This is a genomic window from Flavobacterium oncorhynchi (assembly GCF_002217355.1).
GTDB lineage: Bacteria > Bacteroidota > Bacteroidia > Flavobacteriales > Flavobacteriaceae > Flavobacterium > Flavobacterium oncorhynchi.
The window spans coordinates 99686-117777 of sequence record NZ_MUHA01000007.1; the positions used below are offsets into that span (position 1 = coordinate 99686).

General features: G+C 33.6%; 17 protein-coding genes. 7 read left to right on the plus strand and 10 right to left on the minus strand.

Annotated elements, in window-relative coordinates:
- Positions 1–48: 48 nt before the first annotated feature.
- The 3 genes from glmS to B0A75_RS05885 are packed head-to-tail and all read right to left on the minus strand — an operon-like array spanning position 49 to position 4338.
- Positions 49–1899, minus strand: coding sequence for a glutamine--fructose-6-phosphate transaminase (isomerizing) (gene glmS, locus B0A75_RS05875; RefSeq protein ID WP_089053367.1), 1851 nt, complete (start codon positions 1897–1899; stop codon positions 49–51).
- 9 nt (positions 1900–1908) lie between these two features.
- The gene (locus B0A75_RS05880) at positions 1909–3510 is read right to left on the minus strand and encodes a DUF4270 domain-containing protein (protein WP_089053368.1); all 1602 of its coding nucleotides are present in this window, start codon (positions 3508–3510) and stop codon (positions 1909–1911) included.
- Between the two features lie 21 nt (positions 3511–3531).
- A complete protein-coding gene (locus B0A75_RS05885) occupies positions 3532–4338 on the minus strand; it encodes a glycogen/starch synthase (RefSeq protein ID WP_089053369.1) in 807 nt (268 codons plus the stop codon).
- 79 nt (positions 4339–4417) lie between these two features.
- On the opposite strand from B0A75_RS05885, the gene panC reads away from it, so the two are divergent.
- The 6 genes from panC (at position 4418) to B0A75_RS05915 (ending at position 11115) form a co-directional block, all read left to right on the plus strand.
- On the plus strand, positions 4418–5296 hold the full coding sequence (panC, locus tag B0A75_RS05890) for a pantoate--beta-alanine ligase (RefSeq protein ID WP_089053370.1): 879 nt from the start codon (positions 4418–4420) through the stop codon (positions 5294–5296).
- Positions 5297–5310: 14 nt separating this feature from the next.
- On the plus strand, positions 5311–5661 hold the full coding sequence (panD, locus tag B0A75_RS05895; protein ID WP_017495920.1) for an aspartate 1-decarboxylase: 351 nt from the start codon (positions 5311–5313) through the stop codon (positions 5659–5661).
- Between the two features lie 398 nt (positions 5662–6059).
- Entirely contained in the window at positions 6060–7214 is a 1155-nt protein-coding gene (locus B0A75_RS05900; RefSeq protein WP_089053371.1) for an alpha/beta hydrolase, read from the plus strand.
- Positions 7214–8575: a DNA repair protein RadA gene (gene radA / locus B0A75_RS05905; RefSeq protein ID WP_089053372.1), complete on the plus strand. Its 1362-nt coding sequence runs from the start codon at positions 7214–7216 to the stop codon at positions 8573–8575. Before B0A75_RS05900 ends, radA begins: the two co-directional genes overlap by 1 nt.
- Before the next feature lie 159 nt (positions 8576–8734).
- Complete coding sequence (locus tag B0A75_RS05910) at positions 8735–10699, plus strand: transglycosylase domain-containing protein (RefSeq protein WP_089053373.1); 1965 nt, start codon at positions 8735–8737, stop codon at positions 10697–10699.
- A gap of 2 nt (positions 10700–10701) precedes the next feature.
- A complete protein-coding gene (locus B0A75_RS05915) occupies positions 10702–11115 on the plus strand; it encodes an RDD family protein (protein ID WP_089053374.1) in 414 nt (137 codons plus the stop codon).
- A gap of 96 nt (positions 11116–11211) precedes the next feature.
- Here B0A75_RS05915 and B0A75_RS05920 read toward each other — a convergent pair whose 3' ends face one another.
- From B0A75_RS05920 to B0A75_RS05930, 3 genes are all read right to left on the minus strand, one after another.
- Positions 11212–12249: an aldo/keto reductase gene (locus B0A75_RS05920; protein WP_089053375.1), complete on the minus strand. Its 1038-nt coding sequence runs from the start codon at positions 12247–12249 to the stop codon at positions 11212–11214.
- 234 nt (positions 12250–12483) lie between these two features.
- Positions 12484–13428, minus strand: coding sequence for an OmpA family protein (locus B0A75_RS05925; protein WP_089053376.1), 945 nt, complete (start codon positions 13426–13428; stop codon positions 12484–12486).
- Between the two features lie 158 nt (positions 13429–13586).
- Positions 13587–14348 carry an exodeoxyribonuclease III gene (locus B0A75_RS05930; protein ID WP_089053377.1) on the minus strand — a complete coding sequence of 254 codons (762 nt, stop codon included), beginning with the start codon at positions 14346–14348 and terminating at the stop codon, positions 13587–13589.
- A gap of 120 nt (positions 14349–14468) precedes the next feature.
- Between B0A75_RS05930 and B0A75_RS05935 the strand changes: the two genes are divergently transcribed.
- Positions 14469–16271 carry a GNAT family N-acyltransferase gene (locus tag B0A75_RS05935; protein ID WP_089053378.1) on the plus strand — a complete coding sequence of 601 codons (1803 nt, stop codon included), beginning with the start codon at positions 14469–14471 and terminating at the stop codon, positions 16269–16271.
- An 87-nt stretch (positions 16272–16358) separates the two neighbouring features.
- On the opposite strand, the gene B0A75_RS05940 is transcribed toward B0A75_RS05935, so the two are convergent.
- From B0A75_RS05940 to B0A75_RS05955, 4 genes are all read right to left on the minus strand, one after another.
- Positions 16359–16724 (minus strand): DUF805 domain-containing protein, encoded by a 366-nt coding sequence (locus tag B0A75_RS05940; protein WP_089053379.1) that lies wholly within the window; start codon positions 16722–16724, stop codon positions 16359–16361.
- A 198-nt stretch (positions 16725–16922) separates the two neighbouring features.
- Positions 16923–17186 (minus strand): TM2 domain-containing protein, encoded by a 264-nt coding sequence (locus B0A75_RS05945; protein WP_089053380.1) that lies wholly within the window; start codon positions 17184–17186, stop codon positions 16923–16925.
- Positions 17187–17275: 89 nt separating this feature from the next.
- Positions 17276–17554 (minus strand): TM2 domain-containing protein, encoded by a 279-nt coding sequence (locus B0A75_RS05950; protein WP_089053381.1) that lies wholly within the window; start codon positions 17552–17554, stop codon positions 17276–17278.
- Between the two features lie 25 nt (positions 17555–17579).
- Positions 17580–17987 (minus strand): DUF805 domain-containing protein, encoded by a 408-nt coding sequence (locus B0A75_RS05955; protein ID WP_089053382.1) that lies wholly within the window; start codon positions 17985–17987, stop codon positions 17580–17582.
- Positions 17988–18092 lie beyond the last annotated feature (105 nt).

Here is an 18092-nt window from a genome sequence, read left to right on the forward strand (position 1 = left end):
AGACCTAAATCTCGCTTTTTTAACATTATTGATATTTTAAAAATATACTTACTCTACTGTAACAGATTTTGCCAAGTTACGCGGCTGATCAACATTACAACCTCTCATAACTGCAATATAATAAGAAAGCAATTGCAATGGTATTGTAGTAATAAGCGGCGACAATGCATCTGAAGTTTCTGGAATTTCGATTACATAATCGGCTAATTCACGAACTTGCGTATCACCTTTAGTAACAACAGCAATAATTTTACCGCTTCGAGATTTAATCTCTTGAATGTTACTTACAATTTTATCGTAGTGACCTTGCTTTGGAGCAATTACAATAACCGGCATATGCTCATCGATTAAAGCAATTGGCCCGTGTTTCATTTCGGCTGCAGGATAACCTTCAGCATGGATATAAGAGATCTCTTTAAGCTTTAACGCTCCTTCTAGTGCTACTGGAAAATTATACCCTCTTCCTAAGTAAAGACAATTTGGCGCATCTTTAAAAGCCGCAGCAATTTCTTTTGCACGATCATTAGTTTCTAAAGCTTCGCTCACTTTTTCAGGAATTAATTCTAATTCTTGTAAATAAGCATGGAAATCAGGATTTGACAATGTTCCTTTTGCTTTTCCTAACTTCAAAGCAATCATTGTTAAAACCGTAATTTGCGTAGTAAAAGCTTTAGTAGAAGCTACTCCAATTTCTGGACCTGCATGTGTATAAGCACCCGCATGGCTTTCTCTTGAAATAGAAGAACCTACAACATTACAAACTCCAAATACAAAAGCTCCGTTTTCTTTAGCCAGCTTAATAGCCGCCATCGTATCTGCCGTTTCTCCTGATTGAGAAATAGCAATTACTACATCGTCTTTATTGATAATTGGGTTTCTGTATCTAAATTCAGAAGCATATTCTACCTCTACTGGAATTCTTGTAAATTCCTCAAAAATATACTCTGCCACTAAACCTGCATGCCATGAAGTTCCGCAGGCAACAATCAAAATACGTTTTGCATTTAGGAATTTCTCCAAGTTATCCTCAACACCAGCCATCTGAACGATTCCTTCATTTGCATGAAGTCTTCCTCTGTACGTATCTTTAATTACACTTGGCTGTTCGTAGATTTCTTTAAGCATGAAATGATCGTAACCTCCTTTTTCAATTTGCTCCAAATTCATTTGAAGTTCTTGAATATAAGGATCTACCAAAGAATCATCTTTAATTTTTCTGATTTTAAGTGGCTTGTGCAATCTGATATTTGCCATTTCACCATCTTCTAAATATACTGCATTTGAAGTATACTCAATAAACGGAGAAGCATCAGAAGCAATAAAGTATTCTCCTTCACCTACTCCAATAGCCAATGGACTTCCTAGTCTTGCCGCGACAATTTCGTCTGGGTTCTTTTTATCAAAAACTGCTATTGCATAAGCTCCAACAACCTGATTCAAAGCCACCTGAACTGCTTTTCCAAGCTTTATATTTTCATTCTTTTGAACTTCCTCAATTAAGTTAACTAAAACTTCTGTATCTGTATCAGACTTAAAAGTATAACCTCTTTTAATCAGCTCTTCTTTTAGAGGAGCATAATTCTCGATAATACCATTATGAATGATTACTAAATCACCAGAATTAGAAGCATGAGGATGTGAGTTCACATCGTTTGGAACACCGTGAGTTGCCCAACGAGTGTGTCCAATTCCAATATTTCCATTGATTGCAAAACCTTCTTTTGCTTTAGCTTCAAGATCTGAAACCTTACCCTTTGTTTTACAAATTTTAACTCCCGCCTCGTCATCGTATAACATAACGCCGGCACTATCATATCCTCTGTACTCAAGACGCTTTAATCCTTTTATAACAATAGGATAAGCCTCTCTATGACCGATATACCCAACAATTCCACACATATATATTTATTAATTTGGTTTCGTGTAGTAAACCTCAAGCCTCAATCGTTTATCCTCTGGTACTGAAGATTTCCCTCCATACAAAATAGTTCCGAGCGGATTCATAACTGACGCTCTTGGCGCTTGAGAAATATTCTCATTCTTATTCTTTAAAAAATTCGAAGTCGAAATCGCTATACTCTCCGTTACAACCAATCCTAAATCAACATTTTTGGCTGTTTTATCTTTTATAAGATTACGGATATGTTCTGTAATTCTAATTTTATAATTTTTTCCTCGTTTATTATCATCAAGGTTAATCATGCCTCCATAAATATACTTAGCTGTTTTAGGATCTGATAATACAAGATTTCCACTTCCATCAACAAGGTAATCTACAACCGGAACATTATTAGTTAAATCATACAAATAAACTCTTTTCGGCTCTCTAGTTCCTGTCATTTTATCGGCATCGATATTAAACACCAAATTAGCTTCATTTACTTTCCAATTTTTAGCTCTGATGTCTTCTAGTTTTGCGACAAAATCATTAAGCTTAATAATAGCAAGAGAACCTTGACCACCTTTTACATAAAGCCTTTCGTCTCCTTCAGTTTTATTTATGTTTGCCGTTGTAATAGCATTCTGATAATTAGCCGCCTTTACATCTTGAAGCAAATTGGCATTTGCACTAGAATTTGCAGGATTTACAATTGTCATTGTAATTGTTTTATCTTCTTTCTCTGTATCAGCATCTGTCGTACTTGCTGTTTTTGCTTTATAAGTAATTACAATTTTTCCTCCTGAGAAATCTAACAAAGCCATATTACCAGGGCTTCCATCTGCTTTTTCAACGCTAAAGTACAAACCTCTAAAATACTCCTGAAACAAATCTGGAGCAGACAGTTTTGAAGCCGGAGCATTCAATATTTTTTGCTGAAAATAAGCGGTATTTAAATCCAAACGCATTTCTGGTGGAGTATAAGTTGTCGTTTCTTTTCCTGCCGCATCTGTTGTCTTATCCACATATTCTGCTGAACTAAAAAAGAATTGATCATTTTGCAGTACATTGCTTGAATTATTCAAACGAGCACCAACTTTATATTGATTAAAAACATTGTTTTCATCCGTATAATAAAACTGTGGCAACGAAACTCCATTGCTCACGTACGAACTGCGCATTTGAACGCCAGATTCATAAACACTTAACTTAAGTTTTCCTTCTGCCGGCCCATAAATAGAATCTAAAGTATAAGTATGAGTTCCATCACTATTAGTCGTTTTCAGCTTCTTAAAATAAGGTATACTTAATCGTACACTTGTAATTACGGGCTCTTCACCAATAATTACTGGATACGTAGTACTTAAATCTACCTGTGTAGCAAAATTAGCTGTCGTTGTTCCAAAAACAGGATTATCATAAATACCTAATGCATTAACCGCTAAAACATTTGACTGTATAGGCGTAACCTCTTGATTAAAAGCTACAACATCATATTTTTCAGACTCAAGTCCAAAATGATCGTCACCAATTAAATCATCTCCAATTGCATTAAAATCTTTATCGCACGAATATAAAAGAACAACCGTAAGAGCTAAAAGTATTTTCTTAATAAAAGAAGTATTGTACATGTTTAATAATAAAGTTAAAATTTAAAGTCCCATTTCTTTATAGAAATTTGTATACGCTTCAGCGAATGCATCTTTCGTGGCGAAAGGTAAAAAAGGTTTTCCTGAAGATTCTATAAATTTTGTTAAACTTGGAGAAACGTTTTCTGAAGCAATAATTACAGCATCAGAATGCAATATACTAGCTTTTAAGATGTTCTCATAGTTAGGAACTTCTAGATCTGATACAGATTCATGCGGAACTCCGTCAAATTTTACTTTGTTAATCATCTCCATATCTAGATTCTCATCAAAAGACTGACCATAAACTGATGTTACAATTTTTGTTTCAGAGAATAAAGCTTCATTTTTATAATAGTGCTTCATATAGATTGGCAGCATAGATGCCAGCCAGCCATGTACATGAATAATATCAGGAACCCAGTTTAATTTTTTTACTGTTTCAACAACACCTTTAGCAAAAAATATGGCTCTTTCGTCATTATCAGGATACAAAACACCTTCTTCATCAGCAAAAGTTGCTTTGCGTTTAAAGTATTCATCATTATCGATAAAGTAAACCTGAATTCTCTCTTTAGGAATTGAAGCCACCTTAATAATCAATGGCATATCTAAATCATTCACTACCAAATTCATCCCTGAAAGCCTAATTACTTCGTGTAATTGATGTCTTCTCTCGTTGATATTTCCATATCTTGGCATGAAAATTCTTATCTGACCTCCTTGATCGTTAATCATTTTCGGAACGTCATAAGACATTAAAGAAACTTCATTTTCAGCCAAATAAGGCACGACTTCAGATGATACATATAATATCCTCTTATCTTTCATAAATAGTATTTTACTTAATTTTTGGTAATAAAAACGTTGCAAAATTACAAAAATTTATGCAGTTATTAACTAATATATTATGTTTGCACTAAATTTTAATAATACCGCCATGCATATTTTCTACGGCAAAGTAGCTCTGATAGCCTATTTAAAAACTATCAAAACCGCAAATTCAACTATCGGATTTGTACCAACAATGGGAGCTTTGCACCAAGGGCATCTGGCTTTAATGCAGCGATCGCTCAAAGAAAACGACGACACTGTTGTAAGCATTTTCGTAAATCCAACCCAATTCAACAATCCTGAAGATCTCGAAAAATACCCTCGAACTCTTGAAGAAGATGTAAAAAAAATGCGAGGATTAAGCGACAAAATAATTTTATACGCTCCTTCTGTTGATGATATTTATGAAGGACAAACCATTTCGCAGTCATTTGACTTTGACGGATTAGAGAATCAAATGGAAGGCAAGTTTAGGCCTGGACATTTTAACGGAGTTGGAACTATTGTGAAACGTTTGTTTGAAATCGTCACTCCAACAAATGCTTATTTTGGAGAAAAAGATTTTCAGCAGCTGCAAATTGTTAAAAAACTAGTCGAAAAAAATGACTTACCTGTAAATGTTATAGGCTGTCCAATTTTTAGAGAAGATAATCTGCTTGCAATGAGTTCTAGAAATGAGCGACTGACTGCAGACGAAAGAAAAGAAGCGTCAATAATTTACAAAGTTCTTACTGAAGCTAAGGAAATCTTCCAGAACGGTACTCCCGAAGAAACTATCAAATTTGTCGAAGAATCTTTTAAAGACAACAAAAAATTCGAACTCGAATATTTTGTCATTGCTGATGAATCTACATTATTATCAATCGATCATAAAATTAACGATAAAAAATACCGTGCGTTTATAGCAGTATTTGTTAATTCTATAAGGTTAATAGACACCATTTCATTTAATTAAATTACCTTTGCAACATGCAAATTCAAGTTATAAAATCAAAAATTCATCGAGTTAAAGTAACTGGAGCCGATTTAAATTACATTGGCAGTATTACTATTGATGAAACATTACTAGAAGCTTCAAACATCATTGAAGGTGAAAAAGTAGCTATCGTTAACATTAATAATGGAGAACGTTTTGAAACTTATGCCATTAAAGGAGAAAAAAATTCAGGCGAAATTACGCTGAATGGTCCTGCAGCTAGAAAAGTTCAAAAAGATGACATTATCATCATTATTTCATATGCAACCCTAGAATTTGAAGAAGCAAAAACCTTCAAACCATGGATTATTTTCCCTAACGAAAATGACAATTCATTAACCTAGGTTTCAACCTCAAATTATATCTTATTTTACTATTTGTCAAAAATTTATTTTGCACAAACGGGATTTTTTTGGTCCAAAACAAAAGGATCAATACAAAATCTTTGGAGCAAAAAATTACAAATAAAATTAACTGCAAAGGCCGCTATGGCTTAATTTTACTTTATATATAGAAAACACAAAGTTCGCAAAGCTGCATCAAAACAAAGCTTTACGAACTTTGTGTTTTTTAAACCTTATAATTAGATAAAAATCTTAGCGTATTTTGCGGTTAAAACAATTTAATCAATACAAAATATTTTATATTTCTCCGTAAGTTTTCTATAACAAAAAAGCAAATTAAAGTATTATATTGCCACACTATTTTCAATACTTTTTAATTCACTGAAACGCCCCAAATCATGAAAAAAGTTTACCTGCTAATTGCATTTATTTCCATTTCTGTCTTTTCGCAGAAAAAATTCGACAACATTCAATCCCTAAAACTCGGAGAAGAAAGAAGGATAACAATTGGACTTCCGGCTTCATACGAAGCTAAGCCGGACAAAAAATATCCGGTTTTATATCTTTTAGACGGCGATTATTTGTTCGACCCTTTTTCTGGAGCTGTAAGTTACGGCGCTTATTGGGATGATATTCCAGAAATGATCATAATCGGGATTCATCAAAACAAAGATGGCGAACGTTATGACGACACAACAATTGATCAAAATGAAGGTTTGCCTTTTGAAAAAGGAGCAAAATTTTTTGAATTTATAGGAGCAGAATTGATTCCTTACATTGAAAAAAAATACAGAACCTCGCCTTTTAGAATTATTGCAGGACATGATGTAACAGCTAGTTTTGCCAATTTTTATTTATACAAAGAAAACCCGCTTTTCAGTGCGTATATTTGTCTAAGTCCAGAATTGGCTCCAAAAATGGAAGTTCGTATTGCAGAGAAGTTTGCTAAAATACAAAAACCAATATTCTACTATCTTTCTGCGGGAGAAGGTGACATAAAAAAAATTAAAGAACCAATAGAAAAATTAGACAACAATATTAAAATCGCAAATAATCCGTTAGTAAATTATAAATACGAATTATTTAAAAACGCAACTCATTATACTGAAGTTTTACATTCGATTCCGAGTGCACTTTATCAAATTTTTGAAGTTTACAGACCAATAAACTCGGCTGAATATGCAAATAAAATTGCCGTGCTTGAAACAGGTTATGCTGATTATTTAGAAAAAAAATACAATACAATGTCCGAAGTTTTAGGCGTTCAAATTCCAGTTCGAATGAGCGACTTCAAAGTAATTGAAAACATAATCTTGAAGAAGAATGCATACGACGAACTAGGAAAGATGGCCGAAATTGGAAATATAAATTATCCAAAAGCAATGCTGGGAGAATACGAACTAGGCTTAATGTACGAAAAAATGGGCGATGCAAAACATGCCTCAAAAAAATATCAAAATGCTTCTCAAATGGAACCTATAGGTGATTTGAACAAGGATTTAATGTATGAGAAGATGGACGAAATGAACGCACTTTCTAAAAAAAGTAAATAATGTCAAAAGTTAAAACTTCCTTTTTCTGCCAAAATTGCGGCACCCAATATTCAAAATGGCAAGGCCAATGCAATGCGTGCAAAGAATGGAATACTATTGCTGAAGAAATCATTCAGAAACAGGAAAAAGTGGCTTGGAAAAGCGAACCAACTTCAACAGGTAAAGCGCCAAGACCTTTAAAAATAAACGAAATCGACTCGGCTCAGGAAATTCGCATGAATACTACTGACGGCGAATTAAATCGCGTTTTGGGCGGCGGAATTGTTCCAGGTTCTTTAACGCTTTTGGGCGGCGAGCCTGGAATAGGAAAAAGCACACTTTTACTTCAAATTTCACTAAAATTACCCTATAAAACTTTATATGTTTCTGGAGAAGAAAGTCAGAAACAAATAAAAATGCGCGCCGAAAGAATAACACCAAACAGCGACAACTGTTATATCCTTACGGAAACCAAAACGCAGAATATCTTTAAACAAATTGAAGCGATTCAGCCAGAAATTGTAATCATCGATTCGATTCAGACTTTACACACCGATTATATCGAATCAACAGCGGGAAGTATTTCTCAAATTAGAGAAACCACTGCAGAATTGATAAAATTTGCTAAAGAAACCAATACCCCAGTTATTTTAATTGGACATATTACAAAAGACGGAAATATTGCCGGACCAAAAATTCTAGAACACATGGTTGATACCGTTCTTCAATTTGAAGGCGACAGAAATCACGTTTACCGAATTTTGCGTTCGCTTAAAAACCGTTTTGGCTCTACGGCCGAATTGGGAATTTATGAAATGCTTGGAAGCGGTTTACGAGAAGTAAGCAATCCGTCAGAAATATTGATTTCGCACAAAGACGAAGAATTATCAGGAACTGCAATTGCCACAACACTCGAAGGCATGCGTCCGCTTATGATCGAAATTCAATCACTTGTAAGTACAGCGGTTTACGGAACTCCGCAAAGAAGCACCACAGGATACAATGCTAAAAGATTAAACATGATTTTAGCAGTTTTAGAAAAAAGAGCAGGATTTCGTTTGGGTGCAAAAGATGTTTTCTTAAATGTAACCGGCGGAATTTCTGTTGATGATCCTGCAATTGATCTTGCTGTTGTTGCTGCGATTTTATCTTCAAACGAAGACATTCCAGTTGGAAAAGGTTTTTGCTTTGCCGGCGAAGTAGGACTTTCTGGAGAAATTCGCCCTGTAAATCGTGTTGATCAGCGTATTCAGGAAGCCGAAAAACTAGGTTTTGATACTATTTTTGTTTCTAAATACAATAAAATCACTTTAAAAAACACTGGAATTAAAATTGAACTTGTTGCTAAAATTGAAGATGTTGCCAGTATTCTTTTTGGGTAATTTTTTTTCGCCTCGAATTCCACAAATTAAACACGAATTTTTATTTAATTTTAAAATCTAAATCTAGACATTTACTAAATTCGAGAAATTAGTGCAATTTGTGGCAAAAAAAACAACGCTTCATTCTAATAGTTCTAAATTCTTTCGAAAACTGCTGCTATGAATTTTCCAAAACAAAAAATATACAAAGCTCTAAAAATACTTGCCGTTATATTGGTTTTGCTTTGCATCGGATTGTACTTTTTTCGCAACTCGCTTCTAAAACAAGCGGTCGCCAAAGTTACCCACAAAATGGCTGTTGATTACAACAGTGATTTTTCTATAAAAGAAGCTTCTTTCAGCGGATTATCCAGCATAAAACTAACGGATGTTGTTTTGGTTCCAAAAAATGCAGACACACTTTTAAAAATCAAAAACATCGAAACCAGTGTCAGCTTAAGCAACTTATTAATCGGCGATGTTCAAGTTGGTACTTTAAAGGTTAACAACGGCTACATTCAATTGGTTAAAAAAGGAAAAATTCGAAATTTTGATGCTTTTCTAAAAAGAAATCGTGATGATTCCGAGAAAAACGAAAAACGCAAATACGGCGCTTTTGCTTATCGCATTATTTCAAAACTATTAAATCTGGTTCCTACGGACATGAATTTGGAAAACTTCCAATTCAAAATCGATGATAATGGCAAAAAAACAGCTGTTGCAATCAACAAACTGGTTTTAAACAACAAACAACTCGAAACCAATATTCATGTTCAAAGCAAAGATTTTGATCAGCGCTGGAACTTAAAAGGTTTTGCTGATCCAAGAAATCAAAAAGCGGATATTCGATTCTTTAATTTAGATACTGGAGCCATTCGTGTTCCTTATCTCGATGAACGCTACAATTTAAAAGCAAGCTTTGATTCTATTCGCCTGAATGTTCAAAACATTGACAAAAGCGGCAGCGAATTGCACATTGACGGCTTCACCTCTATCGTTAATCTGAAAATTAATCATCCAAAAATTGCCAGCAAAGATGTAATTATAAAAAATGCTCGTTTTGATTACCGATTTTTACTTGGTGATGATTTTATCTCGATTGACAGCACTTCAACAATGCAGTTGAATAAGATCAAAGTAAAACCATATATCTCTTACAGCACAGAAAAAGATACCGTTTATACTTTGAAGGTGAATATTCCGAAAATGAAAGCGCAAGATTTTATTGTTTCGCTTCCAGATGGATTATTCACGCATTTTCAAGGCATGCAGGCAACTGGAAATTTCGATTACAAACTCGATTTCAAATTCAATAAAAACAAACCAAATACGCTTGTTTTTGACAGTAAAATGAACAAAGAAGATTTACATATCACTAAATATGGCGAAGCTGATTTGAACAAACTAAACGGTGAATTTGTATATCGTGCAATTATTCAAAATGTCTTGCAGCGACCTGTTTTAGTTGGAAATGCAAATCCGAATTATACGCCATTAGATCAAATTTCGCCTTATTTACGAAAATGCGTTTTAACAACTGAAGATCCTTCTTTCTTCTCGCATCGCGGTTTTATAAATGAAGCCTTCAAACAGTCTATTCTTAAAAACATTAGAACTAAAAAGTTCTCGCGCGGTGCCAGCACAATAAGCATGCAACTGATTAAAAATGTATTCTTAACGAGAGAAAAAACACTTTCGCGAAAGCTTGAAGAAATCCTTTTGGTTTATATTTTAGAAAATAACCGAATTGTAAGTAAGGAACGAATGCTGGAAGTTTATTTCAACATTATTGAATGGGGACCAAATGTATACGGAATTGGCGAAGCAAGTCATTTTTATTTCCAAAAAAGTCCTTCAGCTTTAAGCGTAGATGAATGTTTATATTTAGCAACGATTATTCCGAAACCAAGAAAATTCATGTATCAATTTAATGACGAAGGAAACCTGAAAGATTTCGCCATTAAAAACCAGAAATTTTTAAAGAATTTAATGTTCAGAAGAGGACTTTTAGTTCCCGAAGATACAATTGGACAATTACCTGTTTATATTTCTGGAAATGCGCGTTCATTAATACGAATTAAAGCTCCAGATTCTACCGCAGTTCCTGCGGACTCTTTATCTACCAGCGACGAATTTGATTTGTAATTATGAAACCCACTTATTTATTTAAAAGAGTTTTTGCCTTTGGAATTGACTTTATCATTTTAGCGCTGACAGTTAAAATACTATTTCCGTATATCTCTTATAAAAACAGCAGTGGCGAGAGCTTCATTAAAACGGAAATTGGTCTTTTAATTTATTATCTCTTTTTTATTTTTCAAGATGTTTTTATGAATAAAACTATTGGAAAGCACATCTTCAAGCTGCAGATGACATTTGATAATCCTATGGAAATAAACGGATACAAAAAATATTTTAGAATAATTATTAGACGACTTTTTGATCTGCTTGAATTAGTTTGTCCTTTCATTTACCTAATCCCAATTGTTTTGACAAAGAAGAATCAAAAATTGGGTGATTTAATCGCAAAAATAGCGGTAACACAAAAACCAAATAATTAAGACAGCTATTTTAGCCGCACTTCAAAAAAAAGCCACAAATTATCACGGATTAATCTGTGTTAATTTGTGGCTTTTGTGTTTATTACAAAATCGAATTTAAGGCGCAGGATCAGGAATTATTGCCTGAACTTGATTAATTTCAGTGATCATTTCTTTTGAAAGTACGACATCAATTGTGGCGATATTTTCTTTTAATTGTTCTAAAGTTGTAGCACCAATAATTGCACTAGTTAAAAATGGCTGCTGCAACACAAATCCCATTGCTAATTCTGTCAGAGTTAAACCATGTTTTTTAGCAATTTCTAAATACAACTTTGTTGCTTGTGTACATTGCTCACTATTGTAACGCGTGTATTGCGGAAAAAGTTTTATTCTAGAATTTGGGTGCGCTTCTCCTGTTAAAAATTTACCCGTTAAAACTCCAAATGCTAAAGGCGAATAAGCCAGCAATCCAACATTTTCATGCATTGAAACTTCGGCTGAATTCACTTCAAAAAGACGATTTAATAATGAATAAGGATTTTGAACGGTTTTAATTCTAGGCAGATTTTGATATTTACTTTCTTCCAAAAGACGCATCATTCCCCAAGAATTCTCATTTGAAACACCAATATGTTTAATTTTTCCTTCTTTAATTAATCCATCAAACGTTTCTAAAATTTCTCTGAAGTTATCTTCCCATGCATCTTCAAAACCTGTAAACGCGCGGTGCCCAAAGTTATTAGTTTTTCGTTCCGGCCAATGCATTTGATACAAGTCGATATAATCTGTCTGCAAACGCTTTAAACTGTTTTCTAAAGCATATTTAATACTTGCAGGCGAAAAATCTAACTTCTCACGCATATATCCAAAATTCGGATTTGGCCCAGCTATTTTAGAAGCTAAAACAACTTTATCACGGTTTCCTGATTTTTTAAACCAAGTTCCAATAATTTTTTCAGTACTTCCGTAAGTTGCTTCACTTGCTGGAACCGAATACATCTCTGCAGTATCAAAAAAGTTTACACCTTGTTCCAGCGCATAATCCATTTGAGCATGACCTTCTGCCTCTGTATTCTGTTGGCCAAAAGTCATGGTTCCAAGATTGATTTTACTAACTTTTATATCGGTGTTGGGTAATGTAGTGTATTTCATTTTTTTTCTAAGGTACTAAGGTTCTGAGAAACTAAGATTCTAAGGTTTCTTTTTTCGAATAATAAGCTTCAAAGATACGATGCTATTCTTCAAATGAAAATCTTAGAATAGTTAAAAAAACTACAAGTTTTTCTGAGGTGCTAAGTTAAATTCAAAGCAATAAAAAAGGCTCAAAGCAAAACTTTGAACCTTTTAAAAAATCTTAGCACCTTAGTTCCTCAGAACCTCAGCTCCTTAATTTATACTATTAAGCATCTCTGCAATCTCGTCTAATCTTGGAGTTAAAATAATTTCGATTCTACGATTTTTAGCCTTTCCTTCTGGAGTCGCATTACTTGCCAAAGGAGAAAATTCACTTCTTCCAGCCGCAGTCAGCTTTTGTTTGTTGATTTTAGCATTTTCACTTAAAATAGCCACAATTGCAGTTGCTCTTTTAGTAGATAAATCCCAGTTATTTGCAATTGGTCCAGAACCAGCATACGGATCATCATCTGTATGTCCTTCAATAAGAACTGAAAGATCAGGATTATCACCTAGAACTTTTCCTAATTCTACAACAGCTTTTCTTCCCTCTGTTCCAACAGCCCAGCTTCCTGAATTGAAAAGCAGTTTGTTTTCCATAGAAACATACACTTTTCCGTTCTTTTGTTCCACCGTCAAACCTTTACCTTCAAAACCATTTAAAGCTTTTGATAAAGTTTCTTTCAGTTTGCGCATTGATTCCTCTTTTGCAGCAATCATATCTTCAAGCTCTTTTAATCGACTTGCTGTTTTATCAAGACTTGCTTGTTCTTCAGCCAGTTTTTTTGATTTCGCTTCTAATTGTGCTAACAACTCGCGGTTTTTATTCATGTTTTTCTCCAATGCATCATTGCTGTTTTTCTCGAGAGCATTGTATGAATCTTGTAAAACTTTATATTTATTTTGCGCAGCAGCTAAATCTGCTTTTTGTTTTGCCAATTCATCTTTTGTGCTGTTTAAATCTTTGGTTAAATTATCGCGTTCTAATTCCAGCTGATTCTTTGATTTTTGCAAATCGGCATTTTGATCTGCAATCGAACGATTTTCTTTTTTAAGATCTGAATACTTTGTTTCCAAATCATTATAAATCTTTTTAGACACACAAGAAGTCATAGACAAAGCCAAAACCACTAATCCTATCGAAGCTTTCTTAATCATTTTATTTTCTGTTTTTTTATTTGAAACGTATTATTAATTCCTGATTTAAACGATAATTCGAATAAAATCTAAATGAACTTTTCTTTAAAAATAAAAGCAAAATTCAATTTATCAGAATTTCCGAATCCCATTTCTCTCAACAAGAACAATACCAAATTTTACTCAATTTCGACTAAAACTGGACAATGATCTGAATGAACCGCATCTGGAAGAATCACGGCACGTTTTAAACGATGTTCCATCGGAGCGCTTACTAAATTATAATCGATACGCCAGCCTTTGTTATTTCCTCTCGCTCCTGCACGATAGCTCCACCACGAATAATGATGCGGATCTTTATTAAAATGACGGAAACTGTCTATAAAACCAGATTTCATAAAACCATCGAGCCACGCGCGTTCAGCAGGTAAAAATCCTGAAACTGTTTTATTACGCACCGGATCATGAATATCTATCGCTTCGTGACAAATATTATAATCACCGCAAATAATCAAATTAGGAATAGCTAATTTCAATTCATTAATATACGTTTGAAAATCATCCATAAACATAAATTTATGATCTAATCTTTCAATATTTGTTCCTGACGGAAGATATAAACTCATTACCGAAACATCATCAAAATCAGCACGCAGATTACGTCCTTCAAAATCCATATGATGAATTCCTGTACCGTAAACTACATTATTGGGTTTTGTTTTGGATAAAATTGCAACACCACTGTAACCTTTTTTTGTTGCAGGATAATAATATTGATACGGATAGCCTGCGGCCGTAATATCGTCAACCGGAATTTGATCCTTCGTAGCTTTGATTTCTTGAAGGCAGATTACATCAGGATTTGCCTGTTGCAGCCATTCGATAAAACCTTTGTTAATTGCAGCACGAATTCCGTTTACATTATAAGAAATAATTTTCATCAGATTGTATTTTTAAGGATTCCAAATGTAATAAAAAAGTGGAAAGTTTGCGTTTGAATAAACGAAAAGTAGAGTTTTTTGTTATCTTTGTTGGCTGCTCTAATAATTTAAAAATAGTACATGGGTTTAGTTACCGCGAAAGAAGTTGCAAAAGCAATAAATGTTGATAAGTACGGAGTATTTGGTACTTTTTCAGGCTGGATTCTTATGAAGGTCCTTAAGATCTCTACCCTAAATAAAATTTACGATCACAATAAACACTTAGAGGATGTTGCGTTTTTAAACGGGATTTTGGATGAAATGGAAATCAAATTTGAAATTCCTGAAGAAGATTTAAAACGTTTACCTAAAGACGGCGCTTATATTACCATCTCAAATCATCCGCTTGGAGGAATTGATGGTATTTTGCTTTTGAAATTAATGCTCGAAAGAGAACCAAATTTCAAGATTATCGCTAATTTTTTATTGCACAGAATTGTTCCTCTTAAAAAATATATCATGCCGGTTAATCCTTTTGAAAATCATAAGGACGCCAAATCGAGCGTGGTCGGAATCAAAGAAACTTTACGTCATTTAAGCGACGGAAAACCTTTAGGGATTTTCCCTGCAGGAGAAGTTTCAACTTATAAAGACGGAAAATTAGTAGTTGACAAACCTTGGGAAGAAGGCGCTTTAAAATTAATTAGAAAAGCCAAAGTTCCAGTTGTACCCATTTATTTTCATGCTAAGAACAGTAAATTATTCTACTGGCTTTCTAAAATTGATGATACTTTGCGTACTGCAAAATTACCTTCGGAATTACTGACACAGAAAGATCGCGTGATTAAAGTTCGTATTGGAAAACCAATTTCAGTAAACGAGCAAAACGAAATCGAATCGTTTGAAGAATATTCTGAGTTCTTGAGAAAGAAAACTTATATGCTGGCTAATCCGTTTGAAAAAGACACCAAATTGATTGATACAGCAAGCCTAAAAATACCAAAGGCACCTAAAAAAATTGTTACGCCGGCGAACGAATCAAAAATGATTGACGAAGTTAATGCGTTAAGAAATAGCGATTGCCGCCTGCTGCAAAGCAAAAATTACGAAGTATTTTTTGCACGCGCAAAATCTATCCCGAATATTCTGCATGAAATAGGTCGTCTGCGTGAAATCACCTTTAGAGAAGTTGGTGAAGGAACCAATGAATCTATTGACTTAGACGAATACGACAAGTATTATCACCATATGTTTTTATGGGACGATGAAACCAAAAAAATTGCAGGTGCATACCGCATGGGATTAGGTTCTGAGATTTATCCGAAATATGGCATCGAAGGTTTCTACTTGACAGATCTTTTTAGATTTGAACCAGAACTTCACGACATGATGCACAAATCGATCGAAATGGGACGTGCTTTTATTATTCGTGAATATCAGCAAAAACCAATGCCTTTGTTCTTGTTATGGAAAGGAATTATACACACTACTCTTCGCCATCCTGAACACAAGTATTTATTAGGCGGCGTAAGTATCAGTAATCAATTTTCTGATTTCTCTAAATCGTTGATGATTGAGTTCATGAAATCAAATTATTATGATCCTTATATTGCACAATACATTCATCCGAAGAAAGCTTATAAAGTAAAATTAAAAGATGCTGATAAAGACTTTATCTTCGACGAAGCTGAATCTGACTTAAATAAATTTGATAAAATCATTGATGAATTAGAACCGGGCAATTTACGTTTACCTGTTTTAATCAAAAAATACATCAAACAAAATGCACGTGTTGTTGCTTTCAACGTAGATCCTTTGTTTAACAATGCTGTTGACGGCTTAATGTACATCAGAATCGCTGATATTCCTGAAAGCACTATGAAACCCGTTATTGAAGAATTTCAAATAGAATTAGAGCGTAAATTATCTGAGAAAGAAGATTAGCTCTAATCTCTCAAAACTAAAAAATCCCATTTGTAATAACAAATGGGATTTTTTAGCTTCAACACTTATTTAAAAACAAATTAGACCTTATTCTTTTCCAATTTCATCTAATCCCTCTAATCCATTTTTAGGATCTGCACCATATTGATTTGGTCCTTTTTCACCTTCAGTAGCAAGTAATAGGATATTATAAATTGGAATAAGAAAATACCAGCCACTCTTACCAATATCATGCATTCTTCTAACTCCAACAGCAATTGAAGGAATTAAAACTGCTAAACTGTAAATATTAGCAATGAAAGCCACTTTTGGTGCTACAAGCCCAAAAATAAAACCAATAACAAAACTAATTATCAAGTTCATTAAAAAGAACATCCAATATTCTCTTCTTCTTGCTCTTCCATTAAAGTTTGCATAGTTTTCCAAAACTACTTTTTTGTACATTTCTAACATAATAAAATCTTTAAAATTGCCCTACTCTTTATGGATTTTCAGTTACTCCATTACTTCTTAACAAAGTTCAAGATTACTTACTTTTACAATTATTTAAAGAAACTAACCGACATTATAGTATCAAAAAAAGACATTTTTTTAAGAGCGAACTACTCACAAACAAAAATCCCATTCATTACTGAATGGGATTTTATATTTTTAGAACCAAGTTTTCTGACCAACCTGATAAGTCTGATAGAACTCTTCATCAGTCTTCGTCAAATAAATAATTCCTTCTATAAGACCTATTACTCCTCCTATTCCACATAGTAACCCTAAAATAAGCTGAATAATACCTTCTTTAGTATAACCTAGATAAAACTTATGCACTCCAAATACTCCAAGTAAAATTGCAAGAACCCCTGCAACAACTTTTTTATTCTCTGGTTTAGCATTACCAAACTCTGACTGCGTGTTTTCCATAATTTATATTTTTAAGTTCAATAGTTAATTAAATAATATGGGGATTTCAAAAAAATCCCATTTGTTAATTTCAAATGGGAATATATCTTTTAGAACCAGCCTTTTTTACCAACTTGATACGTTTGATAAAAGTCTTCATCAGATTTCGTTAAATAGATAATCCCTTCGATAAACCCAATTATACTTCCAACTCCACAAGTAACAATTGTAATTACTATTTGAATTATACCTTCTTTAGTATATCCAAGAATAAATTTATGAATCCCTAAGTATCCAAAAATTATCCCCATAATTCCCGCTAGTACTTTTTTATTTTCTTGTCTTGGAGCTGATGGCGTATTCCAAGCTTCTGGTTTTGTATTTTCCATTTTTTATTATTGTATTTTAGATTATTTATATTTCAGCACGTCCTATTTCGTTTATTTCTTCAAAATCGTCCTTAGGATCAGGTCCGTAAGCATTTACACCGCTATTACCTTCTGTACACAAGACAATAAGCAACCAGATAACTCCCGCTAACGGAATAAGTACAACCAGAATAAACCAACCGCTTTTACCCGCATCGTGTAAACGTCTTACCATTACTCCTAAACCTGGTAAGAAAACCAATAAACTATAAATCGACGACAATATACCTGAATCTGCTAGACCAAAAGTCAAACCAGCAAAATTATCCAAAGTTGAAAGTATTATAGAAATAATTACTGAAGCTAGTGTATAATACCAATACTCACTTCTTCTTGCACGACCTGAAAAATTCGCATAGTTCTCAAAAACTACTTTCTTGTACCACTCAATCATAAATAATAAATTAGTTTGTTAATATTTATTGCATTTGAAGACTTTGATTATTTCTTCCTTTAATTTTTGTTAAAATCGCAACAATATTATCAAAAATTAATTTTA

What these genes read in the sequence shown, in the direction of transcription:
- B0A75_RS05935 (WP_089053378.1), top strand. Translation starts at nt 14,469, where the DNA reads ATGGGTTTAGTTACCGCGAAAGAAGTTGCAAAAGCAATAAATGTTGAT.
- B0A75_RS05885 (WP_089053369.1), bottom strand. Translation starts at nt 4,338, where the DNA reads ATGAAAGATAAGAGGATATTATATGTATCATCTGAAGTCGTGCCTTAT.
- B0A75_RS05955 (WP_089053382.1), bottom strand. Translation starts at nt 17,987, where the DNA reads ATGATTGAGTGGTACAAGAAAGTAGTTTTTGAGAACTATGCGAATTTT.
- B0A75_RS05900 (WP_089053371.1), top strand. Translation starts at nt 6,060, where the DNA reads ATGAAAAAAGTTTACCTGCTAATTGCATTTATTTCCATTTCTGTCTTT.
- B0A75_RS05920 (WP_089053375.1), bottom strand. Translation starts at nt 12,249, where the DNA reads ATGAAATACACTACATTACCCAACACCGATATAAAAGTTAGTAAAATC.
- B0A75_RS05945 (WP_089053380.1), bottom strand. Translation starts at nt 17,186, where the DNA reads ATGGAAAACACGCAGTCAGAGTTTGGTAATGCTAAACCAGAGAATAAA.
- B0A75_RS05950 (WP_089053381.1), bottom strand. Translation starts at nt 17,554, where the DNA reads ATGGAAAATACAAAACCAGAAGCTTGGAATACGCCATCAGCTCCAAGA.
- B0A75_RS05930 (WP_089053377.1), bottom strand. Translation starts at nt 14,348, where the DNA reads ATGAAAATTATTTCTTATAATGTAAACGGAATTCGTGCTGCAATTAAC.
- glmS (WP_089053367.1), bottom strand. Translation starts at nt 1,899, where the DNA reads ATGTGTGGAATTGTTGGGTATATCGGTCATAGAGAGGCTTATCCTATT.
- radA (WP_089053372.1), top strand. Translation starts at nt 7,214, where the DNA reads ATGTCAAAAGTTAAAACTTCCTTTTTCTGCCAAAATTGCGGCACCCAA.
- B0A75_RS05880 (WP_089053368.1), bottom strand. Translation starts at nt 3,510, where the DNA reads ATGTACAATACTTCTTTTATTAAGAAAATACTTTTAGCTCTTACGGTT.
- panC (WP_089053370.1), top strand. Translation starts at nt 4,418, where the DNA reads ATGTTTGCACTAAATTTTAATAATACCGCCATGCATATTTTCTACGGC.
- B0A75_RS05915 (WP_089053374.1), top strand. Translation starts at nt 10,702, where the DNA reads ATGAAACCCACTTATTTATTTAAAAGAGTTTTTGCCTTTGGAATTGAC.
- panD (WP_017495920.1), top strand. Translation starts at nt 5,311, where the DNA reads ATGCAAATTCAAGTTATAAAATCAAAAATTCATCGAGTTAAAGTAACT.
- B0A75_RS05925 (WP_089053376.1), bottom strand. Translation starts at nt 13,428, where the DNA reads ATGATTAAGAAAGCTTCGATAGGATTAGTGGTTTTGGCTTTGTCTATG.
- B0A75_RS05910 (WP_089053373.1), top strand. Translation starts at nt 8,735, where the DNA reads ATGAATTTTCCAAAACAAAAAATATACAAAGCTCTAAAAATACTTGCC.
- B0A75_RS05940 (WP_089053379.1), bottom strand. Translation starts at nt 16,724, where the DNA reads ATGTTAGAAATGTACAAAAAAGTAGTTTTGGAAAACTATGCAAACTTT.